This is a genomic window from Pseudomonas sp. 18-147 (assembly GCF_051048045.1).
GTDB classification, from domain to species: Bacteria; Pseudomonadota; Gammaproteobacteria; order Pseudomonadales; family Pseudomonadaceae; genus Pseudomonas; species Pseudomonas aeruginosa.
This window is the reverse complement of the sequence record NZ_CP182296.1, coordinates 5,216,830-5,239,811: the sequence shown is the minus strand read 5'-3', so window position 1 is coordinate 5,239,811 and position 22,982 is coordinate 5,216,830. Positions and strand designations below refer to the sequence as shown.

The window sequence follows — 22,982 nt, the reverse complement described above, 5'->3', positions numbered from 1 at the left end:
GCTAACCTTGTCGGCGGAGAGTCGATTGGACAGTCGCTGTCGCGCAATAGCGCGGTGGAGGAAAGTCCGGGCTCCATAGGGCAGAGTGCCAGGTAACGCCTGGGAGGCGCGAGCCTACGGAAAGTGCCACAGAAAATAACCGCCTAAGCGCAACAGCGCCGGTAAGGGTGAAAAGGTGCGGTAAGAGCGCACCGCACGGCTGGCAACAGTCCGTGGCTAGGTAAACCCCACTCGGAGCAAGACCAAATAGGAATCCATTGGCGCGGCCCGCGTTGGATTCGGGTAGGTCGCTTGAGGCGTACAGTGATGTGCGTCCCAGAGGAATGGCTGTCCTCGACAGAACCCGGCTTATAGATCGACTCTCCCACTTCTTCCCACTCTCTTCGCTTTTTCCCGGTTTTATCCGTCCGTCGCAAAAGCGAAAAGCCGCAACTCTTGATAAATCACTTTAAGTTCGAAGGCTAAGACTTTGGGCTTATTGTGTTTTGTCATCTCTTTTACTTCTAAAAGCGCTCCGCAACCTTCCAAAAGCACGCTAAATCTCCGTCCTGTAAGGATTTTTCACTTCTGACGCGCCTTGACGGTGGGGAGTGTGGATTTCTATAGTGTGCAGAAGTGGTATGAAGTGGGTAAAAGTGGGATCAATTGGCATGGAAAGCCAACCACAGGGGAAGCGCTGACGTGTTTCGCGGAGCTAATGCCATAAGTCTCGACGCCAAAGGGCGCCTCGCGATGCCGAGTCGGTATCGTGACGAGCTCGTTTCGCGTTGTGCCGGCCAGCTCATCGTCACTATCGACGCAGTCGACCCCTGCCTCACCGTTTACCCCTTGCCCGAATGGGAACTGATCGAAGCCAAGCTGCGCGAGCTGCCTTCTTTGCGAGAAGAAACGCGGCGCCTGCAGCGGCTGCTGATCGGTAATGCCGTCGATCTGGAACTGGACGGAAACGGGCGTTTCCTGATTCCGCCGCGCCTGCGCGAGTACGCCAAGCTGGACAAGCGGGCGATGCTGGTGGGGCAACTGAACAAGTTTCAGTTGTGGGATGAGGATGCCTGGAACGCCATGGCTGAAGCCGACCTGGCGGCAATCAAACAACCCGGTGGGCTGCCGGACGAACTACGCGACCTGATCCTTTGACTATGAATGCCACCTACCGCCATATCACCGTTCTGCTCGAGGAGGCCGTTTCCGCACTGGCCCCGCGGGAGGACGGCTGCTATCTGGACGGTACCTTCGGAAGAGGGGGCCATAGTCGAGCCTTGCTCGAGAAACTGGGCGCCGGGGGACGCCTGCTCGGATTCGACAAAGATCCCCAGGCCATCCAGACAGGAAAAGCATTGGCGGCCGAAGACGGCCGCTTCGTCATTGTGCAGCGCTCGTTCGCCGAACTGGGCGATGAGGTGCGCGCACGCGGTCTCGAAGGGCGGGTCGATGGCGTCCTGCTCGACCTTGGCGTGTCGTCGCCGCAACTCGACGATCCCGAGCGCGGCTTCAGCTTCCTCAACGATGGTCCGCTGGACATGCGCATGAATCCCGGCCAGGGCATCAGCGCAGCGGAGTTCATCGCCAACGCCACCGAAGAGGAAATCGCCCGGGTCTTCAAGGAATATGGCGAAGAACGCTTCGCCAAGCGGATGGCCCGCGCCATCGTGCAGCGCCGTCAGGAGCGGCCGTTCGAACGAACTGCCGATCTCGCCGAAGTGATCACGGTTGCCAACCCCGCCTGGGAGAAGGGCAAGAATCCGGCGACCCGCGCATTCCAGGGCCTGCGCATCCATGTGAACAATGAGCTGGGCGATCTCGAGCGTGGCCTTGACGCCGCGCTCGAATCGCTGGCCGTCGGCGGCCGGCTGGTGGTGATCAGTTTCCATTCCCTGGAAGACCGCATCGTCAAGCTGTTCATGCGCAAGCACGCCAAGGGCGAGGCGGACAACCTGCCGCGCGACCTGCCGATCCGTTCCAAGGTCTTCGAGCCGCGCCTGAAGCTGCTGGGCAAGCCGCAGTACGCTTCGGAAGAAGAACTCAAGGCCAACCCGCGCTCGCGCAGCGCGGTCATGCGCGTGGCGGAGAAGCTGAGATGAGCCGTCTCTTCGTCAAGCGCCTGCCTACCGGCAGCTTCCTCATGTTGCTGCTTTATATAGGTCTGCTGCTCTCGGCGATTGCCGTGGCCTACAGCACCTACTGGAACCGGCAACTGCTCAACTCGCTGTATTCCGAGCTGAGCGTGCGCGACAAGGCGCAGGCCGAGTGGGGCCGGTTGATTCTCGAGCAGAGCACCTGGACCGCCCATAGCCGCATCGAAAGCCTGGCGGTGGAACAGTTGCGCATGCGCGTTCCCGACCCGGCCGAGGTCAGGATGGTGGCGCCATGAAACTGAATTATTTCCAGGGCGCCCTCTACCCATGGCGGTTCTGCGTGATCGTCGGCCTGCTGCTGGCGATGGTCGGCGCCATCGTCTGGCGAATCGTCGACCTGCACGTGATCGACCATGACTTCCTCAAGGGCCAGGGCGACGCGCGTAGCGTGCGGCATATCGCCATCCCTGCGCACCGGGGCCTGATCACTGACCGCAACGGCGAACCGCTGGCGGTGAGCACCCCGGTCACCACCCTGTGGGCCAACCCCAAGGAGCTGATGGCCGCCAAGGAACGCTGGCCGCAACTGGCGGCGGCGCTCGGGCAGGATACCAAGCTGTTCGCCGACCGCATCGAGCAGAACGCCGAGCGCGAGTTCATCTATCTGGTCCGTGGGCTGACCCCGGAGCAGGGCGAAGGCGTGATCGCCCTGAAGGTGCCCGGCGTGTACTCCATCGAGGAGTTTCGGCGTTTCTACCCGGCTGGCGAAGTGGTGGCCCATGCGGTCGGCTTTACCGATGTCGACGACCGCGGTCGCGAAGGTATCGAGCTGGCTTTCGACGAATGGCTGGCCGGCGTGCCGGGCAAGCGCCAGGTGCTCAAGGATCGCCGTGGCCGCGTGATCAAGGACGTGCAGGTCACCAAGAATGCCAAACCGGGCAAGACCCTTGCGCTGTCCATCGACCTGCGCCTGCAGTACCTGGCTCATCGCGAACTGCGCAACGCTCTGCTGGAAAACGGCGCCAAGGCCGGCAGCTTGGTGATCATGGACGTGAAGACCGGGGAGATCCTGGCCATGACCAACCAGCCCACCTACAACCCGAACAATCGTCGTAACCTGCAGCCGGCGGCCATGCGCAACCGGGCGATGATCGACGTGTTCGAGCCGGGCTCGACGGTCAAGCCGTTCTCGATGAGCGCGGCGCTGGCCAGCGGGCGCTGGAAACCCAGCGATATCGTCGACGTCTACCCGGGCACCCTGCAGATCGGCCGCTACACCATTCGCGACGTATCGCGCAATTCGCGGCAACTCGATCTCACCGGCATCCTGATCAAGTCGAGCAACGTCGGCATCAGCAAGATCGCCTTCGACATCGGCGCCGAATCCATCTACTCGGTCATGCAACAGGTCGGTCTCGGGCAGGACACGGGGTTGGGCTTCCCCGGCGAGCGCGTCGGCAACCTGCCCAACCACCGCAAGTGGCCGAAGGCGGAAACCGCGACCCTGGCCTACGGCTACGGTCTCTCGGTAACCGCGATCCAGTTGGCGCATGCCTATGCGGCCCTGGCCAACGACGGCAAGAGCGTGCCGCTGAGCATGACCCGAGTCGACCGCGTGCCGGATGGTGTGCAGGTGATCTCGCCTGAAGTGGCTTCCACCGTGCAGGGCATGCTGCAACAAGTGGTCGAGGCCCAGGGCGGGGTGTTCCGCGCCCAGGTGCCGGGTTACCACGCCGCCGGCAAGAGCGGGACCGCGCGCAAGGTCTCGGTCGGCACCAAGGGCTACCGGGAAAACGCCTATCGCTCGCTGTTCGCCGGTTTCGCCCCGGCCACCGATCCGCGCATCGCGATGGTCGTGGTGATCGACGAGCCGAGCAAGGCGGGCTACTTCGGCGGCCTGGTGTCGGCGCCGGTGTTCAGTAAGGTCATGGCTGGCGCGCTGCGCCTGATGAACGTGCCGCCGGATAACCTGCCGACGGCCACCGAACAGCAGCAGGTCAATGCTGCGCCCGCAAAAGGAGGGCGTGGCTGATGCCTATGAGCCTGAACCAACTGTTTCCCCAGGCCGAGCGCGATCTGCTGATCCGCGAGCTGACCCTGGATAGCCGCGGCGTTCGTCCGGGCGACCTGTTCCTGGCGGTGCCGGGCGGGCGCCAGGATGGTCGTGCGCACATCGCCGATGCCCTGGCCAAGGGCGCGGCTGCCGTGGCTTACGAGGCGGAAGGCGCCGGAGAGTTGCCGCCCAGCGATGCGCCGCTGATCGCGGTGAAGGGGCTGGCCGCGCAACTGTCGGCGGTCGCCGGGCGTTTCTACGGCGAGCCGAGCCGCGGGCTGGACCTGATCGGCGTCACCGGCACCAACGGCAAGACCAGCGTCAGCCAACTGGTGGCCCAGGCCCTGGATCTGCTCGGCGAGCGCTGCGGCATCGTCGGCACCCTCGGCACCGGTTTCTACGGCGCCCTGGAGAGCGGCCGGCACACCACGCCGGACCCGCTCGCGGTGCAGGCCACGCTGGCCACGCTGAAGCAGGCCGGCGCCCGCGCGGTAGCGATGGAAGTGTCTTCCCACGGCCTCGACCAGGGCCGCGTGGCGGCGCTCGGTTTCGATATCGCGGTGTTCACCAATCTGTCCCGCGACCACCTCGACTATCACGGTTCGATGGAAGCCTATGCCGCCGCCAAGGCCAAGCTGTTCGCCTGGCCGGGCCTGCGCTGCCGGGTGATCAACCTGGACGACGATTTCGGCCGTCGACTGGCCGGCGAGGAGCAGGACTCGGAGCTGATCACCTACAGCCTCACCGACAGCTCGGCGTTCCTCTATTGCCGCGAAGCGCGCTTCGGCGACGCCGGCATCGAGGCGGCGCTGGTCACTCCGCACGGCGAGGGCCTGCTGCGCAGCCCGTTGCTCGGCCGCTTCAACCTGAGCAACCTGCTGGCGGCGGTCGGTGCGTTGCTTGGCCTGGGTTATCCCCTGGGCGATATCCTCCGCACCTTGCCGCAACTGCAGGGGCCGGTCGGCCGCATGCAGCGCCTGGGAGGCGGCGACAAGCCGCTGGTGGTGGTGGACTACGCGCATACTCCCGACGCCCTGGAAAAAGTCCTGGAGGCCCTGCGTCCGCACGCGGCCGCGCGCCTGCTGTGCCTGTTCGGCTGCGGTGGCGATCGCGATGCCGGCAAGCGTCCGCTGATGGCTGCGATCGCCGAACGCCTGGCGGATGGGGTGCTGGTCACCGACGACAACCCGCGCACCGAGGCCAGTGCGGCGATCATCGCCGATATCCGCAAAGGCTTCGCTGCCGCTGACAAGGTTACCTTCCTGCCGTCGCGCGGTGAGGCGATCGCCCATCTGATCGCTTCCGCTGCGGTGGATGACGTGGTGCTCCTGGCTGGCAAGGGTCACGAGGATTATCAGGAGATCGACGGCGTACGCCATCCGTTCTCCGACATCGAGCAGGCCGAGCGCGCCCTGGCCGCCTGGGAGGTGCCGCATGCTTGAGCCTCTTCGCCTCAGCCAGTTGACGGTCGCGCTGGACGCCCGCCTGATCGGCGAGGACGCCGTCTTTTCGGCGGTTTCCACCGACAGTCGCGCCATCGGGCCCGGCCAACTGTTCATTGCCCTGAGTGGGCCGCGTTTCGACGGCCACGACTATCTCGCCGAGGTTGCCGCCAAGGGCGCGGTGGCTGTGCTGGTGGAGCGCGAAGTCGCCGACGCGCCCCTGCCGCAATTGCTGGTGCGCGATACCCGTGCGGCCCTGGGGCGACTGGGCGCGCTGAACCGGCGCAAGTTCACCGGCCCGCTGGCGGCCATGACGGGCTCCAGCGGCAAGACCACGGTCAAGGAGATGCTCGCCAGCATCCTGCGTACCCAGGCCGGCGATGCCGAGTCGGTGCTGGCTACCCGTGGCAATCTGAACAACGACCTCGGCGTACCGCTGACCCTGCTGCAACTGGCGCCGCAGCACCGTAGCGCAGTGATCGAACTGGGCGCCTCGCGCATCGGCGAGATCGCCTACACGGTTGAGCTGACCCGCCCGCACGTGGCGATCATCACCAATGCCGGAACCGCCCATGTCGGCGAGTTCGGCGGACCGGAGAAGATCGTCGAGGCGAAGGGCGAGATACTCGAAGGGCTGGCCGCCGACGGCACCGCCGTGCTGAACCTGGACGACAAGGCCTTCGACACCTGGAAGGCCCGTGCCAGCGGCCGTCCGTTGCTGACTTTCTCCCTCGACCGGCCCCAGGCCGATTTCCGCGCCGCCGATCTGCAGCGCGATGCGCGTGGCTGCATGGGCTTCAGGCTGCAGGGCGTAGCGGGTGAAGCGCAGGTCCAGCTCAACCTGCTGGGGCGGCACAATGTCGCCAATGCCCTGGCTGCCGCCGCTGCCGCCCATGCACTGGGCGTGCCGCTGGATGGGATCGTCGCCGGGCTGCAGGCGCTGCAACCGGTCAAGGGCCGCGCGGTAGCGCAACTGACCGCCAGCGGGCTGCGTGTGATAGACGACAGCTACAACGCCAACCCCGCGTCAATGCTGGCGGCGATTGATATACTGAGCGGCTTTTCCGGGCGCACCGTCCTGGTCCTCGGAGACATGGGCGAACTCGGTTCCTGGGCCGAGCAGGCCCACCGCGAGGTGGGCGCCTACGCCGCTGGCAAGGTGTCCGCGCTCTATGCGGTCGGACCGCTGATGGCCCACGCCGTACAGGCGTTCGGCGCCACGGGCCGGCACTTCGCCGACCAGGCCAGCCTGATCGGGGCGCTGGCCACCGAACAACCGACAACCACCATTTTGATCAAGGGTTCCCGCAGTGCGGCGATGGACAAAGTCGTCGCGGCGCTGTGCGGTTCCTCCGAGGAGAGTCACTAATGCTCCTGCTGCTGGCCGAATACCTGCAACAGTTCTACAAGGGCTTCGGCGTCTTCCAGTACCTGACCCTGCGCGGCATTCTCAGCGTGCTCACCGCGCTGTCGCTGTCGCTGTGGCTGGGGCCCTGGATGATCCGTACCTTGCAGATCCGCCAGATCGGCCAGGCCGTGCGCAACGACGGTCCGCAGTCGCACCTGTCGAAGAAGGGCACCCCGACCATGGGCGGCGCCCTGATCCTTACCGCCATAGCCATCAGCACGCTGCTGTGGGCGGATCTTTCCAACCGCTACGTGTGGGTAGTACTGGTCGTTACCCTGCTGTTCGGTGCCATCGGCTGGGTGGACGACTACCGCAAGGTGATCGAGAAGAACTCCCGTGGCCTGCCGAGCCGCTGGAAGTACTTCTGGCAGTCGGTGTTCGGCATCGGCGCCGCCGTGTTCCTCTACATGACTGCCGAAACCCCGATCGAGACCACCCTGATCGTGCCGATGCTGAAGAGCGTCGAGATCCAGTTGGGCATCTTCTTCGTGGTCCTGACCTACTTCGTCATCGTCGGCTCGAGCAATGCGGTGAACCTCACCGACGGTCTCGACGGCCTGGCGATCATGCCGACGGTAATGGTTGCCGGCGCGCTGGGCATCTTCTGCTACCTGTCGGGCAACGTGAAGTTCGCCGAGTACCTGTTGATTCCCAACGTACCGGGCGCCGGCGAGCTGATCGTGTTCTGCGCCGCGCTGGTCGGCGCCGGCCTCGGCTTCCTCTGGTTCAACACCTATCCGGCGCAGGTCTTCATGGGCGACGTCGGCGCGTTGGCGCTGGGCGCCGCGCTGGGCACCATCGCGGTGATCGTGCGCCAGGAAATCGTGCTGTTCATCATGGGTGGGGTGTTCGTCATGGAAACCCTCTCGGTGATGATCCAGGTCGCTTCCTTCAAGCTGACCGGACGCCGCGTCTTCCGCATGGCGCCGATCCATCACCATTTCGAACTGAAAGGCTGGCCGGAGCCGCGCGTGATCGTGCGCTTCTGGATCATCACCGTGATCCTGGTGCTGATCGGCCTCGCCACCTTGAAGCTGCGTTGAGGACGAAGAGAGCATGAGCCTGATCGCCTCCGACCACTTCCGCATCGTTGTCGGCCTCGGCAAGAGCGGCATGTCCCTGGTGCGCTACCTGGCGCGCCGCGGCTTGCCTTTCGCCGTGGTCGATACCCGAGAGAACCCGCCGGAGCTGGCCACCCTGCGTGCCCAGTATCCGCAGGTGGAAGTGCGTTGCGGCGAACTCGACGCCGAGTTCCTCTGCTCCGCCCGCGAACTCTACGTCAGCCCCGGCTTGTCGCTGCGCACCCCCGCGCTGGTACAGGCCGCCGCGAAAGGCGTGCGCATCTCCGGTGACATCGATCTCTTCGCCCGCGAGGCGAAGGCCCCGATCGTCGCCATCACCGGTTCCAACGCGAAGAGCACCGTGACCACCCTGGTGGGCGAAATGGCGGTGGCCGCGGACAAGCGTGTCGCCGTCGGCGGCAACCTCGGCACCCCGGCGCTCGACCTGCTGGCCGACGACATCGAGCTGTACGTGTTGGAGCTGTCGAGCTTCCAGTTGGAAACCTGCGATCGCCTCAACGCCGAGGTGGCGACCGTGCTGAACGTCAGCGAAGACCATATGGATCGCTACGACGGCATGGCTGACTACCACCTGGCCAAGCACCGGATCTTCCGCGGTGCCCGCCAGGTCGTGGTGAATCGCGCCGATGCCCTGACCCGACCGCTGATCGCCGATACCGTGCCGTGCTGGTCGTTCGGCCTGAACAAGCCGGACTTCAAGGCTTTCGGCCTGATCGAGGAAGACGGCCAGAAGTGGCTGGCGTTCCAGTTCGACAAGCTGCTGCCGGTTGGCGAACTGAAGATCCGTGGCGCCCACAACTATTCCAACGCGCTCGCCGCGCTGGCGCTGGGCCATGCGGTCGGCCTGCCGTTCGACGCCATGCTCGGCGCGCTGAAGGCGTTTCCCGGCCTGGCTCATCGCTGCCAGTGGGTACGCGAGCGGCAGGGCGTGAGCTACTACGACGATTCCAAGGCCACCAACGTCGGCGCCGCCCTGGCGGCGATCGAGGGGCTGGGTGCCGACATCGACGGCAAGCTGGTGCTGCTCGCCGGCGGAGACGGCAAGGGCGCCGATTTCCATGACCTGCGCGAGCCGGTCGCGCGCTTCTGCCGGGCGGTGGTACTGCTTGGCCGTGACGCCGGGCTGATTGCCCAGGCACTGGGCAACGCGGTACCGCTGGTGCGCGTCGCAACGCTGGACGAAGCAGTCCGGCAGGCCGCCGAGCTGGCCCGCGAAGGCGATGCGGTGCTGTTGTCACCGGCCTGCGCGAGCCTGGACATGTTCAAGAACTTCGAAGAACGCGGACGCCTGTTCGCCAAAGCCGTAGAGGAGCTAGCGTGATGCTGTCGGTGTTGCGCCCCTTCCCGTCGCCGCTGTTAAGCCGGCACGGCATCGACCTGGACTTCCCGCTGCTGGCGGGTTGCCTGGCGCTGCTCGGCCTCGGCCTGGTGATGGTGACTTCCGCCTCTTCCGAGGTGGCGGCGGCGCAGTCGGGCAACCCGCTGTACTTCTCCGTCCGTCACCTGATCTACCTGGTGATCGGCCTGATTTCCTGCGGCCTGACCATGATGGTCCCGATGGCCACCTGGCAGCGTTGGGGCTGGAAGCTGTTGCTGGTCGCCTTCGGCCTGCTGGTGCTGGTGATCACCCCCGGTATCGGCCGCGAGGTGAACGGCTCGATGCGCTGGATCGGCTTCGGCCTGTTCAACATCCAGCCTTCGGAGATCGCCAAGGTCTGCGTGGTGATCTTCATGGCCGGCTACCTGATCCGCCGCCAGCAGGAGGTCCGGGAAAGCTGGATGGGCTTCTTCAAGCCCTTCGTGGTGTTACTGCCGATGGCCGGCCTGCTGCTGCGCGAGCCGGACTTCGGCGCCACCGTGGTAATGATGGGCGCTGCCGCGGCCATGCTGTTCCTCGGCGGGGTGGGGCTGTTCCGCTTCGGCCTGATGGTGCTGCTGGCGGTCGGCGCGGTGGTCCTGCTGATCCAGACCCAGCCCTACCGGATGGCACGCCTGACCAACTTCACCGACCCCTGGGCCGACCAGTTCGGCGCCGGCTATCAGTTGAGCCAGGCGCTGATCGCCTTCGGCCGCGGCGGCTGGTTGGGCATGGGACTGGGCAACAGCATCCAGAAGCAGTTCTACCTGCCGGAGGCGCACACCGACTTCGTCTTCGCCGTGCTTGCAGAGGAGCTGGGCATCGTCGGCGCCCTGGCGACCGTCGCCCTGTTCGTGTTCGTCAGCCTGCGCGCGCTGTACATCGGCATCTGGGCCGAGCAGGCCAAGCAGTTCTTCTCCGCCTACGTGGCCTACGGCCTGGCCTTCCTCTGGATCGGCCAGTTCCTGATCAACATCGGGGTGAACGTCGGCCTGCTGCCGACCAAGGGCCTGACCCTGCCGTTCCTCAGCTACGGCGGCAGTTCGCTGGTGATCTGCTGTGCCTGTCTGGGGATGTTGCTGCGCATCGAATGGGAACGGCGAACCCACCTGGGTAGCGAGGAATATGAGTTCAACGAAGAGGACTTTGCCGATGAAAGGTAATGTCCTGATCATGGCGGGTGGCACCGGCGGACACGTGTTCCCGGCGCTCGCCTGTGCGCGGGAGTTCCAGGCGCGCGGCTATGCCGTGCACTGGCTGGGGACGCCGCGCGGCATCGAGAATGACCTGGTACCCAAGGCCGGCCTGCCGTTGCACCTGATCCAGGTCAGCGGGCTGCGCGGCAAGGGCCTGAAGTCGCTGGTCAAGGCGCCGCTGGAACTGCTCAAGTCGCTGTTCCAGGCGCTGCGGGTGATCCGCCAGCTGAGGCCGGTCTGCGTGCTCGGCCTGGGTGGCTATGTCACCGGCCCGGGCGGCCTGGCCGCGCGCCTCAATGGCGTGCCGCTGGTGATCCACGAGCAGAACGCCGTGGCCGGCACCGCCAACCGCAGCCTGGCGCCGATCGCCAGGCGCGTCTGCGAGGCATTCCCGGATACCTTCCCGGCCAGCGACAAGCGTCTGACCACCGGCAATCCGGTGCGCGGCGAGCTGTTCCTCGACGCGCACGCCCGCGCGCCGCTGACCGGCCGTCGGGTCAATCTGCTGGTGCTCGGCGGCAGCCTTGGCGCGGAACCGCTGAACAAGCTGTTGCCAGAGGCCCTGGCGCAGGTGCCGCTGGAAATCCGTCCGGCAATCCGCCATCAGGCCGGTCGTCAGCATGCCGAGATTACCGCCGAGCGTTATCGCACAGTGGCGGTCGAAGCGGACGTCGCGCCCTTCATCAGCGACATGGCCGCGGCCTATGCCTGGGCCGACCTGGTGATCTGTCGCGCCGGCGCGCTGACCGTCAGCGAGCTGACGGCGGCGGGATTGCCCGCCTTCCTGGTGCCGTTGCCTCACGCGATCGACGATCACCAGACCCGCAATGCCGAATTCCTGGTACGCAGCGGCGCCGGCCGCCTGCTGCCGCAAAAGTCTACCGGCGCGGCCGAACTGGCCGCGCAGCTGTCCGAGGTCCTGATGCATCCCGAAACCCTGCGCTCCATGGCAGACCAGGCACGCAGCCTGGCGAAACCCGAGGCTACCCGGACGGTGGTCGATGCCTGCCTGGAGGTGGCCCGTGGTTAAAGAACCGAATGGCGTCACCCGGACCATGCGCCGTATCCGCCGCATCCATTTCGTCGGCATCGGCGGCGCCGGTATGTGCGGGATCGCCGAAGTGCTGCTGAACCTCGGCTACGAGGTATCCGGCTCGGACCTCAAGGCCTCGGCGGTGACCGAGCGCCTGGAGAAGTTCGGCGCGCAGATCTTCATCGGCCACCAGGCGGAAAACGCCGACGGCGCCGACGTGCTGGTGGTGTCCAGTGCCATCAACCGGGCCAACCCGGAAGTGGCATCGGCCCTGGAACGGCGGATTCCGGTGGTGCCGCGTGCGGAGATGCTCGCCGAGCTGATGCGCTACCGGCACGGCATCGCGGTAGCCGGCACCCACGGCAAGACCACCACTACCAGCCTGATCGCCTCGGTGTTCGCCGCCGGCGGCCTGGACCCGACCTTCGTCATCGGCGGCCGGCTGAACGCCGCCGGGACCAACGCCCAGCTCGGCGCCAGCCGCTACCTGGTGGCCGAGGCTGACGAGAGCGACGCCAGCTTCCTGCACCTGCAACCGATGGTCGCGGTGGTCACCAATATCGACGCCGACCACATGGCGACCTACGGCGGCGACTTCAACAAGCTGAAGAAGACCTTCGTCGAGTTCCTCCACAACCTGCCGTTCTACGGACTGGCGGTGATGTGCGTGGATGATCCGGTTGTGCGTGAGATCCTCCCGCAGATCGCCCGCCCGACCGTGACCTACGGCCTCAGCGAAGACGCCGACGTGCGCGCGATCAACATCCGCCAGGAAGGCATGCGCACCTGGTTCACCGTGTTGCGCCCGGAGCGCGAGCCGCTGGACGTCTCGGTGAACATGCCCGGCCTGCACAACGTGCTGAATTCCCTGGCGACCATCGTCATCGCTACCGACGAGGGCATCTCCGACGAAGCCATCGTCCAGGGGCTGTCCGGCTTCCAGGGCGTAGGCCGGCGCTTCCAGGTCTACGGCGAGCTGCAGGTCGAGGGTGGCAGCGTGATGCTGGTGGACGATTACGGCCACCATCCGCGCGAAGTCGCCGCGGTGATCAAGGCGATCCGTGGCGGTTGGCCGGAGCGTCGCCTGGTGATGGTCTACCAGCCGCATCGCTATACCCGTACCCGCGACCTGTACGAAGACTTCGTGCAGGTGCTGGGCGAAGCCAACGTGCTGCTGTTGATGGAGGTCTATCCGGCCGGCGAAGAGCCGATCCCGGGAGCCGACAGCCGCCAGCTGTGCCACAGCATCCGCCAGCGCGGCCAGCTTGACCCGATCTACTTCGAGCGCGACGCCGACCTGGCGCCGCTGGTCAAGCCGCTGCTGCGCGCTGGCGACATCCTGCTTTGCCAGGGCGCTGGCGATGTCGGCGGCCTGGCCCCGCAACTGATCAAGAACCCGCTGTTCGCCGGCAAGGGAGGGAAGGGCGCATGAACCTTTGCCTCGATAGCCTGCTGAACGGCACCCAGGATCCCAAGGCGTTCGGCCGTGTCGCCGTGCTGTTCGGCGGCAAGAGCGCCGAGCGCGAGGTGTCGCTGAAGTCCGGCGCGATGGTCCTGCAATCCCTGCTGGCCGCCGGGGTCGATGCCTTCGGCATCGATGTCGGCGAAGACCTGCTGCAACGCCTGGTCGAGGAGAAGATCGACTGTGCCTTCATCATTCTCCACGGTCGTGGCGGCGAGGATGGCAGCATGCAGGGCCTGCTCGAGTGCGCGGGCATTCCCTACACCGGCAGCGGCGTGCTGGCCTCGGCGCTGGCGATGGACAAGCTGCGGACCAAGCGGGTCTGGCTCAGCCTCGGCCTGCCGACCCCGGACTACGCGGTGCTGGCCAGCGAGGATGACTGCCGCGAAGCGGCGCAGCGACTGGGTTTCCCGCTGATCGTCAAGCCGGCTCACGAAGGCTCGAGCATCGGCATGGCCAAGGTCGGCGGGCTCGACGAATTGATCGCGGCGTGGCGCGAAGCGGCCCGCTACGACTCGCAGGTGCTGGTCGAGCAGTGGATCAGCGGCCCGGAATTCACCGTGGCGACCTTGCGCGGGCAGGTGCTGCCGGCGATCCGCCTGGGCACGCCGCACACCTTCTACGACTACGACGCCAAGTACCTGGCCAGCGATACCCGCTACCAGGTGCCCTGCGGTCTCGACGAGGCCAAGGAACGCGAGCTGAAGGAACTCACCGCGCGCGCCTGCGACGCCCTGGGCATCCAGGGTTGGGGGCGGGCGGACGTGATGCAGGACGCCAAAGGGCGTTTCTGGCTGCTTGAAGTCAACACCGCACCGGGCATGACCGACCACAGCCTGGTGCCTATGGCCGCGCGGGCCGCCGGCCTGGATTTCCAGCAACTGGTGCTGGCGATCCTGGCCGATAGCCGCGAGGCGAGGGGATAAGCCATGAATGGCGTACTGCTCCGTCATCAGCAACCCGGTGGACTCGGCCGCGCTCCGCGCAAGCCGATGCCGCGCGGCGCCAGCCGTCTGGTGGCCAAGGAACCGCTGAGCGTGCGCCTGCCGAAAGCCGACTTCAGTTTCCTCAAGTACCTGGCCTGGCCGCTGTTGCTGGCCGTTCTCGGCTATGGCGCCTATCGCGGCGCCGAGTACATCCTGCCGTACGCCGACCGGCCGATCGCCAAGGTCAGTGTCGAGGGCGACCTCAGCTACATCAGCCAGCGCGCGGTGCAGCAGCGGATCTCCCCGTACCTGGCGGCGAGCTTCTTCACCATCGACCTGGCGGGCATGCGCGGGCAACTGGAACAGATGCCCTGGATCGCCCACGCCGAGGTGCGCCGGGTGTGGCCGGACCAGGTGGTGATCCGCCTGGACGAGCAACTGCCGATCGCGCGGTGGGGCGACGAAGCGCTGCTGAACAACCAGGGACAGGCTTTTACGCCAAAGGAACTGGCGAATTATGAACATCTGCCCCGCTTGCATGGTCCACAGCGGGCGCAACAGCAGGTGATGCAGCAATACCAGTTGCTCAGCCAGTTGCTGCGTCCCCTCGGGTTCTCCATCGCCCGCCTGGAAATGAGCGATCGCGGCGGTTGGGCGCTGACCACGGCCCAGGGCGTCGAGATCCAGATCGGGCGCGACCACGTGGTAGACAAGATTCGCCGCTTCGTAAGCATCTACGACAAGGCACTCAAAGATCAGATTTCGAACATTGCGCGGATCGACCTGCGTTACCCCAACGGCCTCGCCGTTGCGTGGCGCGAGCCGGTCACGCCCGCGACGGTGGCCACGGCCAGCGCCGTGCAGTGAGTTGAGGAGACAGTAATAACCATGGCAAGCGTGCAGAGCGGCAAGATGATCGTCGGCCTCGACATCGGTACCTCCAAGGTGGTGGCGCTGGTGGGCGAGGTGACGGCCGATGGCCAGCTGGAGGTCGTTGGCATCGGTACTCATCCGTCCCGCGGCCTGAAGAAGGGCGTGGTGGTGAACATCGAGTCCACCGTGCAGTCGATCCAGCGCGCCATCGACGAGGCCCAGCAGATGGCCGGTTGCCGTATCCACTCGGCGTTCGTCGGCATCGCCGGCAACCACATCCGCAGCCTCAATTCCCACGGCATCGTGGCGATCCGCGATCGCGAGGTGAACCCGGCGGATATCGAACGGGTACTGGATGCCGCCCAGGCGGTGGCGATCCCGGCGGACCAGCGGGTGCTGCATACCCTGGCCCAGGATTACGTGATCGATAACCAGGAAGGCGTGCGCGAGCCGCTGGGCATGTCCGGGGTGCGCCTGGAAGCCAAGGTGCACGTGGTGACCTGCGCGGTGAATGCTTCGCAGAACATCGAGAAGTGCGTGCGCCGCTGCGGCCTCGAGGTCGACGACATCATCCTCGAGCAGTTGGCCTCGGCCTATTCGGTGCTGACCGAGGACGAGAAGGAACTGGGCGTGTGCCTGGTGGATATCGGCGGCGGCACCACCGATATCGCGATCTTCACCGAAGGCGCGATCCGCCATACCGCGGTGATCCCGATCGCCGGCGACCAGGTCACCAATGACATCGCCATGGCCCTGCGTACGCCGACCCAGTACGCGGAAGAGATCAAGATCCGCTACGCCTGCGCCCTGGCCAAGCTGGCCGGTGCCGGCGAGACCATCAAGGTGCCCAGCGTCGGCGACCGGCCGCCGCGCGAACTGTCGCGCCAGGCCCTGGCCGAAGTGGTCGAGCCTCGTTACGACGAGCTGTTCACCCTGGTCCAGGCCGAGCTGCGCCGCAGCGGCTACGAGGACCTGATCCCGGCAGGGATCGTCCTCACCGGCGGCACCTCGAAGATGGAAGGCGCGGTCGAGCTGGCCGAGGAAATCTTCCACATGCCGGTACGCCTCGGCGTGCCGTATAGCGTGAAGGGCCTCACCGACGTGGTGCGCAACCCGATCTATTCGACGGGCGTCGGCCTGCTGATGTACGGACTGCAGAAGCAGTCCGATGGCATGTCGATGTCTGTGTCAGGCAGCAGCTACAGCAGCGACGAACCCAAGGCACCTGTCCTGGAGCGGCTCAAACGCTGGGTCCAGGGCAATTTCTGATTCAACGCGGTAACAGTAGGCGACAAAACTAGAAAGGAAGGAGAGGGGAAATGTTTGAACTGGTCGATAACATCGCACAAACCGCCGTCATAAAAGTGATCGGTGTAGGTGGTGGTGGCGGCAACGCCGTCAATCACATGGCCAAGAACAACGTCGAGGGCGTCGAGTTCATCTGCGCCAACACCGACGCACAAGCGCTGAAGAACATCGCGGCGCGCACCGTTCTGCAACTCGGCCCGGGCGTCACCAAGGGGCTGGGTGCCGGCGCCAATCCGGAAGTCGGTCGTCAGGCGGCTCTGGAAGATCGCGAGCGCATTTCCGAAGTGCTGGAAGGCGCCGACATGGTCTTCATCACCACCGGCATGGGTGGCGGCACCGGTACCGGCGCCGCGCCGATCATCGCCGAAGTGGCGAAGGAAATGGGCATCCTCACCGTCGCGGTGGTGACCCGCCCGTTCCCGTTCGAAGGTCGCAAGCGCATGCAGATCGCCGACGAGGGCATCCGTGCGCTGGCCGAGAGCGTCGATTCGCTGATCACCATCCCGAACGAGAAGCTGCTGACCATCCTCGGCAAGGACGCCAGCCTGCTGGCCGCCTTTGCCAAGGCCGATGACGTGCTGGCCGGTGCCGTGCGCGGTATCTCCGACATCATCAAGCGTCCGGGCATGATCAACGTCGACTTCGCCGACGTGAAGACCGTCATGAGCGAAATGGGCATGGCGATGATGGGTACCGGCTGCGCCAGCGGTCCGAACCGTGCCCGCGAGGCCACCGAGGCGGCAATCCGCAACCCGCTGCTGGAAGACGTCAACCTGCAGGGCGCGCGCGGCATCCTGGTGAACATCACCGCGGGTCCGGACCTGTCCCTGGGCGAGTACTCCGATGTCGGCAACATCATCGAACAGTTCGCTTCCGAGCACGCCACTGTGAAGGTGGGCACCGTGATCGACGCGGACATGCGCGATGAGCTGCACGTCACCGTAGTCGCCACCGGCCTGGGCGCGCGCCTGGAGAAACCGGTGAAGGTCGTCGACAACACCGTGCAGGGCAGTGCAGCCCAGGCAGCCGCTCCGGCCCAGCGCGAGCAGCAGTCGGTGAACTACCGCGACCTCGACCGTCCTACCGTGATGCGCAACCAGTCTCACGGCAGCGCGGCGACCGCGGCCAAGCTGAACCCGCAGGATGACCTGGATTACCTGGATATCCCGGCGTTCCTGCGTCGTCAGGCCGATTGAAGTAATTAATCAGGAGTAGAGATGTGATTGGTGTTCAGCAAAGGCCGGTTCTGCTATCATCGCCGGCCATTGTTGAAAACAGTTCGCAGTCAGCGCTTAAGCGGCCAAAGCCATGATCAAACAACGCACCTTGAAGAACATCATCCGGGCTACTGGCGTCGGTCTGCACTCGGGGGAAAAGGTTTACCTGACCCTGAAACCGGCGCCGGTGGACACCGGTATCGTGTTCTGCCGCACCGACCTGGATCCGGTCGTGGAAATCCCGGCCCGGGCCGAGAACGTCGGCGAAACCACCATGTCGACCACCCTGGTCAAGGGTGACGTCAAAGTGGATACGGTGGAGCACCTGCTCTCGGCCATGGCCGGCCTGGGTATCGACAACGCCTACGTCGAGCTGTCCGCTTCGGAAGTGCCGATCATGGATGGCAGCGCTGGTCCGTTCGTATTCCTGATCCAGTCCGCCGGATTGCAAGAGCAGGAAGCTGCCAAGAAGTTCATCCGCATCAAGCGCGAAGTCAGCGTGGAAGAGGGCGACAAGCGCGCCGTCTTCGTTCCGTTCGACGGCTTCAAGGTCAGCTTCGAGATCGATTTCGATCATCCGGTCTTCCGTGGTCGCACCCAGCAGGCCTCGGTCGATTTCTCCAGTACTTCCTTCGTCAAGGAGGTCAGCCGCGCCCGTACCTTCGGGTTCATGCGCGACATCGAGTACCTGCGTTCGCAGAACCTGGCACTCGGCGGTAGCGTGGAGAACGCGATCGTGGTCGACGAGAACCGCGTGCTCAACGAAGACGGCCTGCGTTACGAGGACGAGTTCGTCAAGCACAAGATCCTGGATGCCATCGGCGACCTGTATCTGCTCGGCAACAGTCTTATCGGCGAGTTCCGTGGCTTCAAGTCCGGCCATGCCCTGAACAACCAACTGCTGCGTACGTTGATCGCAGACAAGGATGCTTGGGAAGTGGTGACCTTCGAAGACGCGCGTACCGCGCCTATTTCCTATATGCGCCCGGCGGCGGCAGTGTAGGAAAACTCTCCTTTCCATATTTGGAGGCCACCTCAGGGTGGCCTCTTTTTATTTCGGGATTTATTCTTGCCGGCTTTTCTCGGCGCGGCTTGCCAGTCGCTCGAGCGCTTCCCGCAGGCGTGGATTGCCGACGATCTCGGCGGATTCGCGAAGGTTTTCCGCCGCGACGGCAGACAGGGTCAAGCTGCGACGTGCCGCACGTTGTGTGGACGTGGTGGGTTGCACCTTGAAAAGGATTTTCGCTAAGTTCGCGAATTCTTCGAAAGCCTGCAGCTGCCGCTGCAGGCGCCGCTGCTGATAGCGCAGGCGTGTGGCCCAGTGGCCATCGGTGACGATCAGCAGCAGGCAACCGCCGCGCCACGAAGCCACATGGCAGTACGGGCGCGCCGCCGGTTGCAACTGGCTTTCCAGCAGTTGCTGCAGGCGGCAGATGCGCTGGGCTTCGGCGAACAGCATCTGCAGCGGCCTGGCCTGGCGCAGCAACTGGGTCGATGCCTGGGCGGGCAAGGGACGAAAAGACATGGCGGGAAGCCTGGGGGTTACTGAGTCGGAATGGTAGCAGAAAGCGTTTCGCTACTGCCGGCCCGTATGAAGGATAAGTCATGCACATCATTTTTCTGAGCCGGCACCATGGGGCCGCTCGCTCCGTCCATCTGCAGCCGCGGTTGCTGATGCTGGCCGGGGCCTGCGTGGTCGGTGCCAGCCTGTTGGCCGGGGGCTTCATGGGCGCCTGGCTGTTCCGCGCGCCGGCTCCGGTGGCCGGCATCGAAGTCGATGCCGCGCTGCAGGCGCAGAGCGCCGAGATCAGCAGCGCCCGCGAGGACGCGCAGCGGCAGATGGACGCACTGAGCGTGCATCTCGGCGAACTGCAGGCGCGCCTGGTTCGGCTGGATGCCCTCGGCGAACGTCTCACCGAGCTGGCCGACGTCGACCCCGACGAGTTCGACTTCTCCCTGAGCGTCGGCCAGGGTGGCGTCGACGAACCGCTGGAGGGCAGCGCCTATGCCCCGCCGTCGTTCATGGCGACGCTAGACGAACTGGCGGCACGCCTGGATACCCGCGAGCAGCAGCTCGAGGTGCTGGAGCAACTGCTCGCCGACAAGCACATCAGCCAGTCGACCTACCTGGCCGGCCAGCCGGTGCGCCAGGGCTACATCTCCTCGCCGTTCGGGCGCCGGGTCAATCCGGTGAGCGGCCGCCTGAGCATGCACAAGGGCATCGACTTCGCCGCGCCGGCCGGCAGCGACGTGGTGGCCGTGGCGGCGGGGGTGGTGACCTGGTCCGGGCGCAAGAACGGCTATGGCAACGTGGTCGAGGTCGGGCACGCCGATGGCTACACCACGTTGTATGCCCATAACCAGAAGAACCTGGTCGAGGTCGGTGACCTGGTCAAGCGCGGCCAGGTGCTGGCCAAGGTCGGCAGCACCGGACGCTCCACCGGCTACCACGTACATTTCGAAGTGATGAAGGATGGCCGGGTAATGAATCCGCAAAGCTTCATCGCACGCGCGTCTGTTTCCGAGTGAGCGACGCGCATTGATCTGCTGTACTTTTCTCATACCCGTTTCCGGGTAGAATGTTCCCTTTCATGCCGTTGATCGGCACGGGCCGCCGGATGGGTGAGCCTTCCATTCCCCACGTGTGGATGACCAAGTCGATATGTTTGCGCCTTTGTTGAAGAAACTCTTTGGAAGCAAGAACGAGCGTGATGTAAAGCGCATGGCCAAGGCTGTACAGGCCATCAATGCGCTCGAGCCCCAGATGGTGGCGCTCTCCGACGAGCAGTTGAAGGCGAAAACGGCTGAATTCCAGCAGCGCTACGCCAAGGGCGAAACGCTCGACCAATTGCTGCCCGAAGCCTTCGCCGTGGTTCGCGAGGCTGGCAAGCGGGTGATGGGCATGCGCCACTTCGACGTCCAGCTGATCGGTGGCATGACCCTGCACGACGGCAAGATCGCCGAAATGCGTACCGGCGAGGGCAAGACCCTGGTGGGCACCCTGCCGGTCTACCTCAACGCGCTGTCCGGCAAGGGCGTGCACGTGGTCACGGTGAACGACTACCTGGCGCGCCGCGACGCCAACTGGATGCGCCCGCTGTACGAGTTCCTCGGCCTCAGCGTCGGCGTGGTCACTCCCTTCCAGCCGCCGGAAGACAAGCGCGCCGCCTACGCCGCCGACATCACCTACGGCACCAACAACGAATTCGGCTTCGATTACCTGCGCGACAACATGGCCTTCAGCCTGGACGACAAGTTCCAGCGCGAGCTGAACTTCGCCGTGGTCGACGAAGTGGACTCGATCCTCATCGACGAGGCGCGTACCCCGCTGATCATCTCCGGCCAGGCCGAAGACAGCTCCGAGCTGTACATCAAGATCAACAAGCTGATCCCGCGTCTCAAGCGCCAGGTCGAAGAGGTCGAGGGCAAGCCGACCGAGGAAGGCCACTACAGCATCGACGAGAAGACCCGCCAGGTCGAACTCAACGAGCAGGGCCACCAGTTCATCGAGGACCTGCTGAGCCAGAACGGCCTGCTCGGCGAAGGCGAGAGCCTCTACTCGGCGCACAACCTGAGCCTGCTGACCCACGTTTACGCAGCGCTGCGCGCGCACACCCTGTTCCACCGCAACGTCGAGTACATCGTCCAGGGCGACCAGATCCTCCTGATCGACGAGCACACCGGCCGCACCATGCCTGGCCGTCGCCTGTCCGAGGGCTTGCACCAGGCCATCGAGGCGAAGGAAGGCCTGCCGATCCAGGCCGAGAGCCAGACCCTGGCCTCCACCACCTTCCAGAACTATTTCCGCCTGTACAACAAGCTGGCCGGCATGACCGGCACCGCCGATACCGAGGCCTTCGAGTTCCGCCAGATCTACGGTCTCGACGTGGTGGTGATCCCGACCCACCGGCCGATCGCGCGCAAGGACTTCAACGACCTGGTCTACCTGACCCAGGAAGAGAAGTACGCGGCGATCATCACCGACATCAAGCAGTGCCAGGCCCTCGGCCGGCCGATCCTGGTCGGCACCGCGTCGATCGAGAGTTCCGAGTACGTTTCCAAGCTGTTGCAAGAGGCAGGCATCGAGCACAAGGTGCTCAACGCCAAGTACCACGAGAAGGAAGCCGAGATCATCGCCCAGGCTGGCGCGCCCGGTTCGGTGACCATCGCCACCAACATGGCCGGCCGCGGTACCGACATCCTCCTCGGCGGCAACTGGGAAGTCGAAGTCGCGGCCCTGGAGAACCCCACCGAGGAGCAGATCGCCCAGATCAAGGCCGAATGGCAGAAGCGCCACCAGCAGGTGATCGAGGCGGGCGGCCTGCACGTGATCGCCTCCGAGCGCCACGAGTCCCGCCGGATCGACAACCAGTTGCGCGGCCGTGCCGGTCGTCAGGGCGACCCGGGTTCCAGCCGCTTCTACCTGTCGCTGGAAGACAACCTGATGCGGATCTTCGCCTCCGACCGGGTGAAGAACTTCATGAAGGCGCTGGGCATGCAGTCCGGCGAGGCGATCGAGCACCGCATGGTGACCAACGCCATCGAGAAGGCCCAGCGCAAGGTCGAAGGGCGCAACTTCGACATCCGCAAGCAACTGCTGGAATTCGATGACGTAGCCAACGAGCAGCGCAAGGTGATCTACCACATGCGCAATACCCTGCTGTCGGCAGAGGACGTGGGCGAGACCATCAAGGAATTCCGCGAGGAAACCCTCAGCGCCACCATCAACCAGCACATTCCGCCGCAGTCGCTGCCCGAGCAGTGGGACATCGAAGGCCTGGAGGCTGCGCTGTACAGCGACTTCGCCGTGCGCCTGCCGATCCAGCAGTGGCTGGACGAAGACGACAAGCTGTACGAGGAAACCCTGCGTAGCAAGATCCTCGAGCAGATCGTCGCCGCCTACTACGAGAAGGAAGAGCTGGCCGGCGCCGAAGCCCTGCGCGCCTTCGAGAAGCAGATGCTGCTGCGGGTGCTGGACGACCTGTGGAAGGACCACCTGTCGACCATGGACCACCTGCGGCACGGCATCCACCTGCGTGGCTACGCGCAGAAGAATCCGAAGCAGGAATACAAGCGCGAGTCCTTCACCCTGTTCCAGGAGCTGCTGGACTCGATCAAGCGCGACACCATCCGCGTGCTGTCCCACGTCCAGGTCCGTCGCGAAGACCCGGCCGAAGAGGAGGCCCGCCTGCGTCGCGAGGCGGAGGAACTGGCCAAGCGCATGCAGTTCCAGCACGCCGAGGCTCCCTCGATGGAGCAGGCCGTGGCCGGCGAGGAAGAAGAGCTTCCCGAGGGCCCGGCTCCGGTCGTGCCGCTCGAGCCTGTGCGCAACGAGCAGAAGATCGGCCGCAACGAGCCTTGCCCGTGCGGTTCCGGCAAGAAATACAAGCACTGCCACGGGCAGCTGGACTAAGCTTCCCGCCTGGTTCACCAACGCCGCGACCGGTCCTGCCGCTCGCGGCGTTTGTTCGAATTGGCGCCAGCCCGGCGCCGATGCGTTTTCCGTCACGCCGTCGCAGACGGCATCGAGTCCACTGTTTGGTAAAGGAG

General features: G+C 65.1%; 19 protein-coding genes and 1 other RNA gene. 19 read left to right on the top strand and 1 reads right to left on the bottom strand.

The features are described from left to right. Positions 1-17: 17 nt before the first annotated feature. The 17 genes from rnpB (at position 18) to lpxC (ending at position 18,435) form a co-directional block, all read left to right on the top strand. An RNA gene (rnpB, locus tag ACM0M4_RS24865) (RNase P RNA component class A) lies at positions 18-367 on the top strand. Between the two features lie 314 nt (positions 368-681). Beyond that, the gene (gene mraZ / locus ACM0M4_RS24860; RefSeq protein WP_003103101.1) at positions 682-1,137 is read left to right on the top strand and encodes a division/cell wall cluster transcriptional repressor MraZ; all 456 of its coding nucleotides are present in this window, start codon (positions 682-684) and stop codon (positions 1,135-1,137) included. Positions 1,138-1,139: 2 nt separating this feature from the next. Continuing rightward, positions 1,140-2,081 carry a 16S rRNA (cytosine(1402)-N(4))-methyltransferase RsmH gene (rsmH, locus tag ACM0M4_RS24855; protein WP_003110151.1) on the top strand — a complete coding sequence of 314 codons (942 nt, stop codon included), beginning with the start codon at positions 1,140-1,142 and terminating at the stop codon, positions 2,079-2,081. Beyond that, entirely contained in the window at positions 2,078-2,371 is a 294-nt protein-coding gene (gene ftsL / locus ACM0M4_RS24850; RefSeq protein WP_003094142.1) for a cell division protein FtsL, read from the top strand. The genes rsmH and ftsL overlap by 4 nt, the downstream gene beginning before the upstream one ends. After that, positions 2,368-4,107, top strand: a complete 1,740-nt coding sequence (gene ftsI / locus ACM0M4_RS24845; RefSeq protein ID WP_017002536.1) for a peptidoglycan D,D-transpeptidase FtsI — start codon at positions 2,368-2,370, stop codon at positions 4,105-4,107. The genes ftsL and ftsI overlap by 4 nt, the downstream gene beginning before the upstream one ends. Then, positions 4,107-5,570 carry a UDP-N-acetylmuramoyl-L-alanyl-D-glutamate--2,6-diaminopimelate ligase gene (locus tag ACM0M4_RS24840; RefSeq protein ID WP_003094133.1) on the top strand — a complete coding sequence of 488 codons (1,464 nt, stop codon included), beginning with the start codon at positions 4,107-4,109 and terminating at the stop codon, positions 5,568-5,570. The genes ftsI and ACM0M4_RS24840 overlap by 1 nt, the downstream gene beginning before the upstream one ends. Further along, complete coding sequence (locus ACM0M4_RS24835) at positions 5,563-6,939, top strand: UDP-N-acetylmuramoyl-tripeptide--D-alanyl-D-alanine ligase (protein WP_010793806.1); 1,377 nt, start codon at positions 5,563-5,565, stop codon at positions 6,937-6,939. The genes ACM0M4_RS24840 and ACM0M4_RS24835 overlap by 8 nt, the downstream gene beginning before the upstream one ends. Then, complete coding sequence (gene mraY, locus ACM0M4_RS24830) at positions 6,939-8,021, top strand: phospho-N-acetylmuramoyl-pentapeptide-transferase (RefSeq protein ID WP_003094129.1); 1,083 nt, start codon at positions 6,939-6,941, stop codon at positions 8,019-8,021. The genes ACM0M4_RS24835 and mraY overlap by 1 nt, the downstream gene beginning before the upstream one ends. A gap of 13 nt (positions 8,022-8,034) precedes the next feature. Beyond that, the gene (gene murD / locus ACM0M4_RS24825) at positions 8,035-9,381 is read left to right on the top strand and encodes a UDP-N-acetylmuramoyl-L-alanine--D-glutamate ligase (RefSeq protein WP_012614520.1); all 1,347 of its coding nucleotides are present in this window, start codon (positions 8,035-8,037) and stop codon (positions 9,379-9,381) included. Then, positions 9,381-10,580, top strand: coding sequence for a putative lipid II flippase FtsW (gene ftsW / locus ACM0M4_RS24820; protein ID WP_003094125.1), 1,200 nt, complete (start codon positions 9,381-9,383; stop codon positions 10,578-10,580). The genes murD and ftsW overlap by 1 nt, the downstream gene beginning before the upstream one ends. Next, positions 10,570-11,643 (top strand): undecaprenyldiphospho-muramoylpentapeptide beta-N-acetylglucosaminyltransferase, encoded by a 1,074-nt coding sequence (gene murG / locus ACM0M4_RS24815; protein ID WP_003103107.1) that lies wholly within the window; start codon positions 10,570-10,572, stop codon positions 11,641-11,643. Before ftsW ends, murG begins: the two co-directional genes overlap by 11 nt. Further along, complete coding sequence (gene murC / locus ACM0M4_RS24810) at positions 11,636-13,078, top strand: UDP-N-acetylmuramate--L-alanine ligase (protein ID WP_003094121.1); 1,443 nt, start codon at positions 11,636-11,638, stop codon at positions 13,076-13,078. Before murG ends, murC begins: the two co-directional genes overlap by 8 nt. Then, entirely contained in the window at positions 13,075-14,034 is a 960-nt protein-coding gene (locus ACM0M4_RS24805) for a D-alanine--D-alanine ligase (protein WP_031643271.1), read from the top strand. The genes murC and ACM0M4_RS24805 overlap by 4 nt, the downstream gene beginning before the upstream one ends. A 3-nt stretch (positions 14,035-14,037) precedes the next feature. Next, complete coding sequence (locus tag ACM0M4_RS24800) at positions 14,038-14,901, top strand: cell division protein FtsQ/DivIB (protein WP_003094118.1); 864 nt, start codon at positions 14,038-14,040, stop codon at positions 14,899-14,901. 21 nt (positions 14,902-14,922) lie between these two features. Then, positions 14,923-16,176, top strand: a complete 1,254-nt coding sequence (ftsA, locus tag ACM0M4_RS24795) for a cell division protein FtsA (protein ID WP_003094115.1) — start codon at positions 14,923-14,925, stop codon at positions 16,174-16,176. Between the two features lie 50 nt (positions 16,177-16,226). Further along, positions 16,227-17,411, top strand: a complete 1,185-nt coding sequence (gene ftsZ / locus ACM0M4_RS24790; RefSeq protein ID WP_003094113.1) for a cell division protein FtsZ — start codon at positions 16,227-16,229, stop codon at positions 17,409-17,411. A gap of 112 nt (positions 17,412-17,523) precedes the next feature. Next, positions 17,524-18,435: a UDP-3-O-acyl-N-acetylglucosamine deacetylase gene (gene lpxC, locus ACM0M4_RS24785; protein ID WP_003094111.1), complete on the top strand. Its 912-nt coding sequence runs from the start codon at positions 17,524-17,526 to the stop codon at positions 18,433-18,435. Positions 18,436-18,495: 60 nt separating this feature from the next. On the opposite strand, the gene ACM0M4_RS24780 is transcribed toward lpxC, so the two are convergent. Then, entirely contained in the window at positions 18,496-18,891 is a 396-nt protein-coding gene (locus tag ACM0M4_RS24780; protein WP_003120896.1) for a DciA family protein, read from the bottom strand. Between the two features lie 146 nt (positions 18,892-19,037). Here ACM0M4_RS24780 and ACM0M4_RS24775 point away from each other — a divergent pair, with 146 nt between their 5' ends. Both ACM0M4_RS24775 and secA read left to right on the top strand, forming a co-directional pair. Next, a complete protein-coding gene (locus ACM0M4_RS24775) occupies positions 19,038-19,961 on the top strand; it encodes a M23 family metallopeptidase (protein WP_003094103.1) in 924 nt (307 codons plus the stop codon). A gap of 133 nt (positions 19,962-20,094) precedes the next feature. After that, entirely contained in the window at positions 20,095-22,845 is a 2,751-nt protein-coding gene (gene secA / locus ACM0M4_RS24770; RefSeq protein ID WP_003112752.1) for a preprotein translocase subunit SecA, read from the top strand. Positions 22,846-22,982 lie beyond the last annotated feature (137 nt).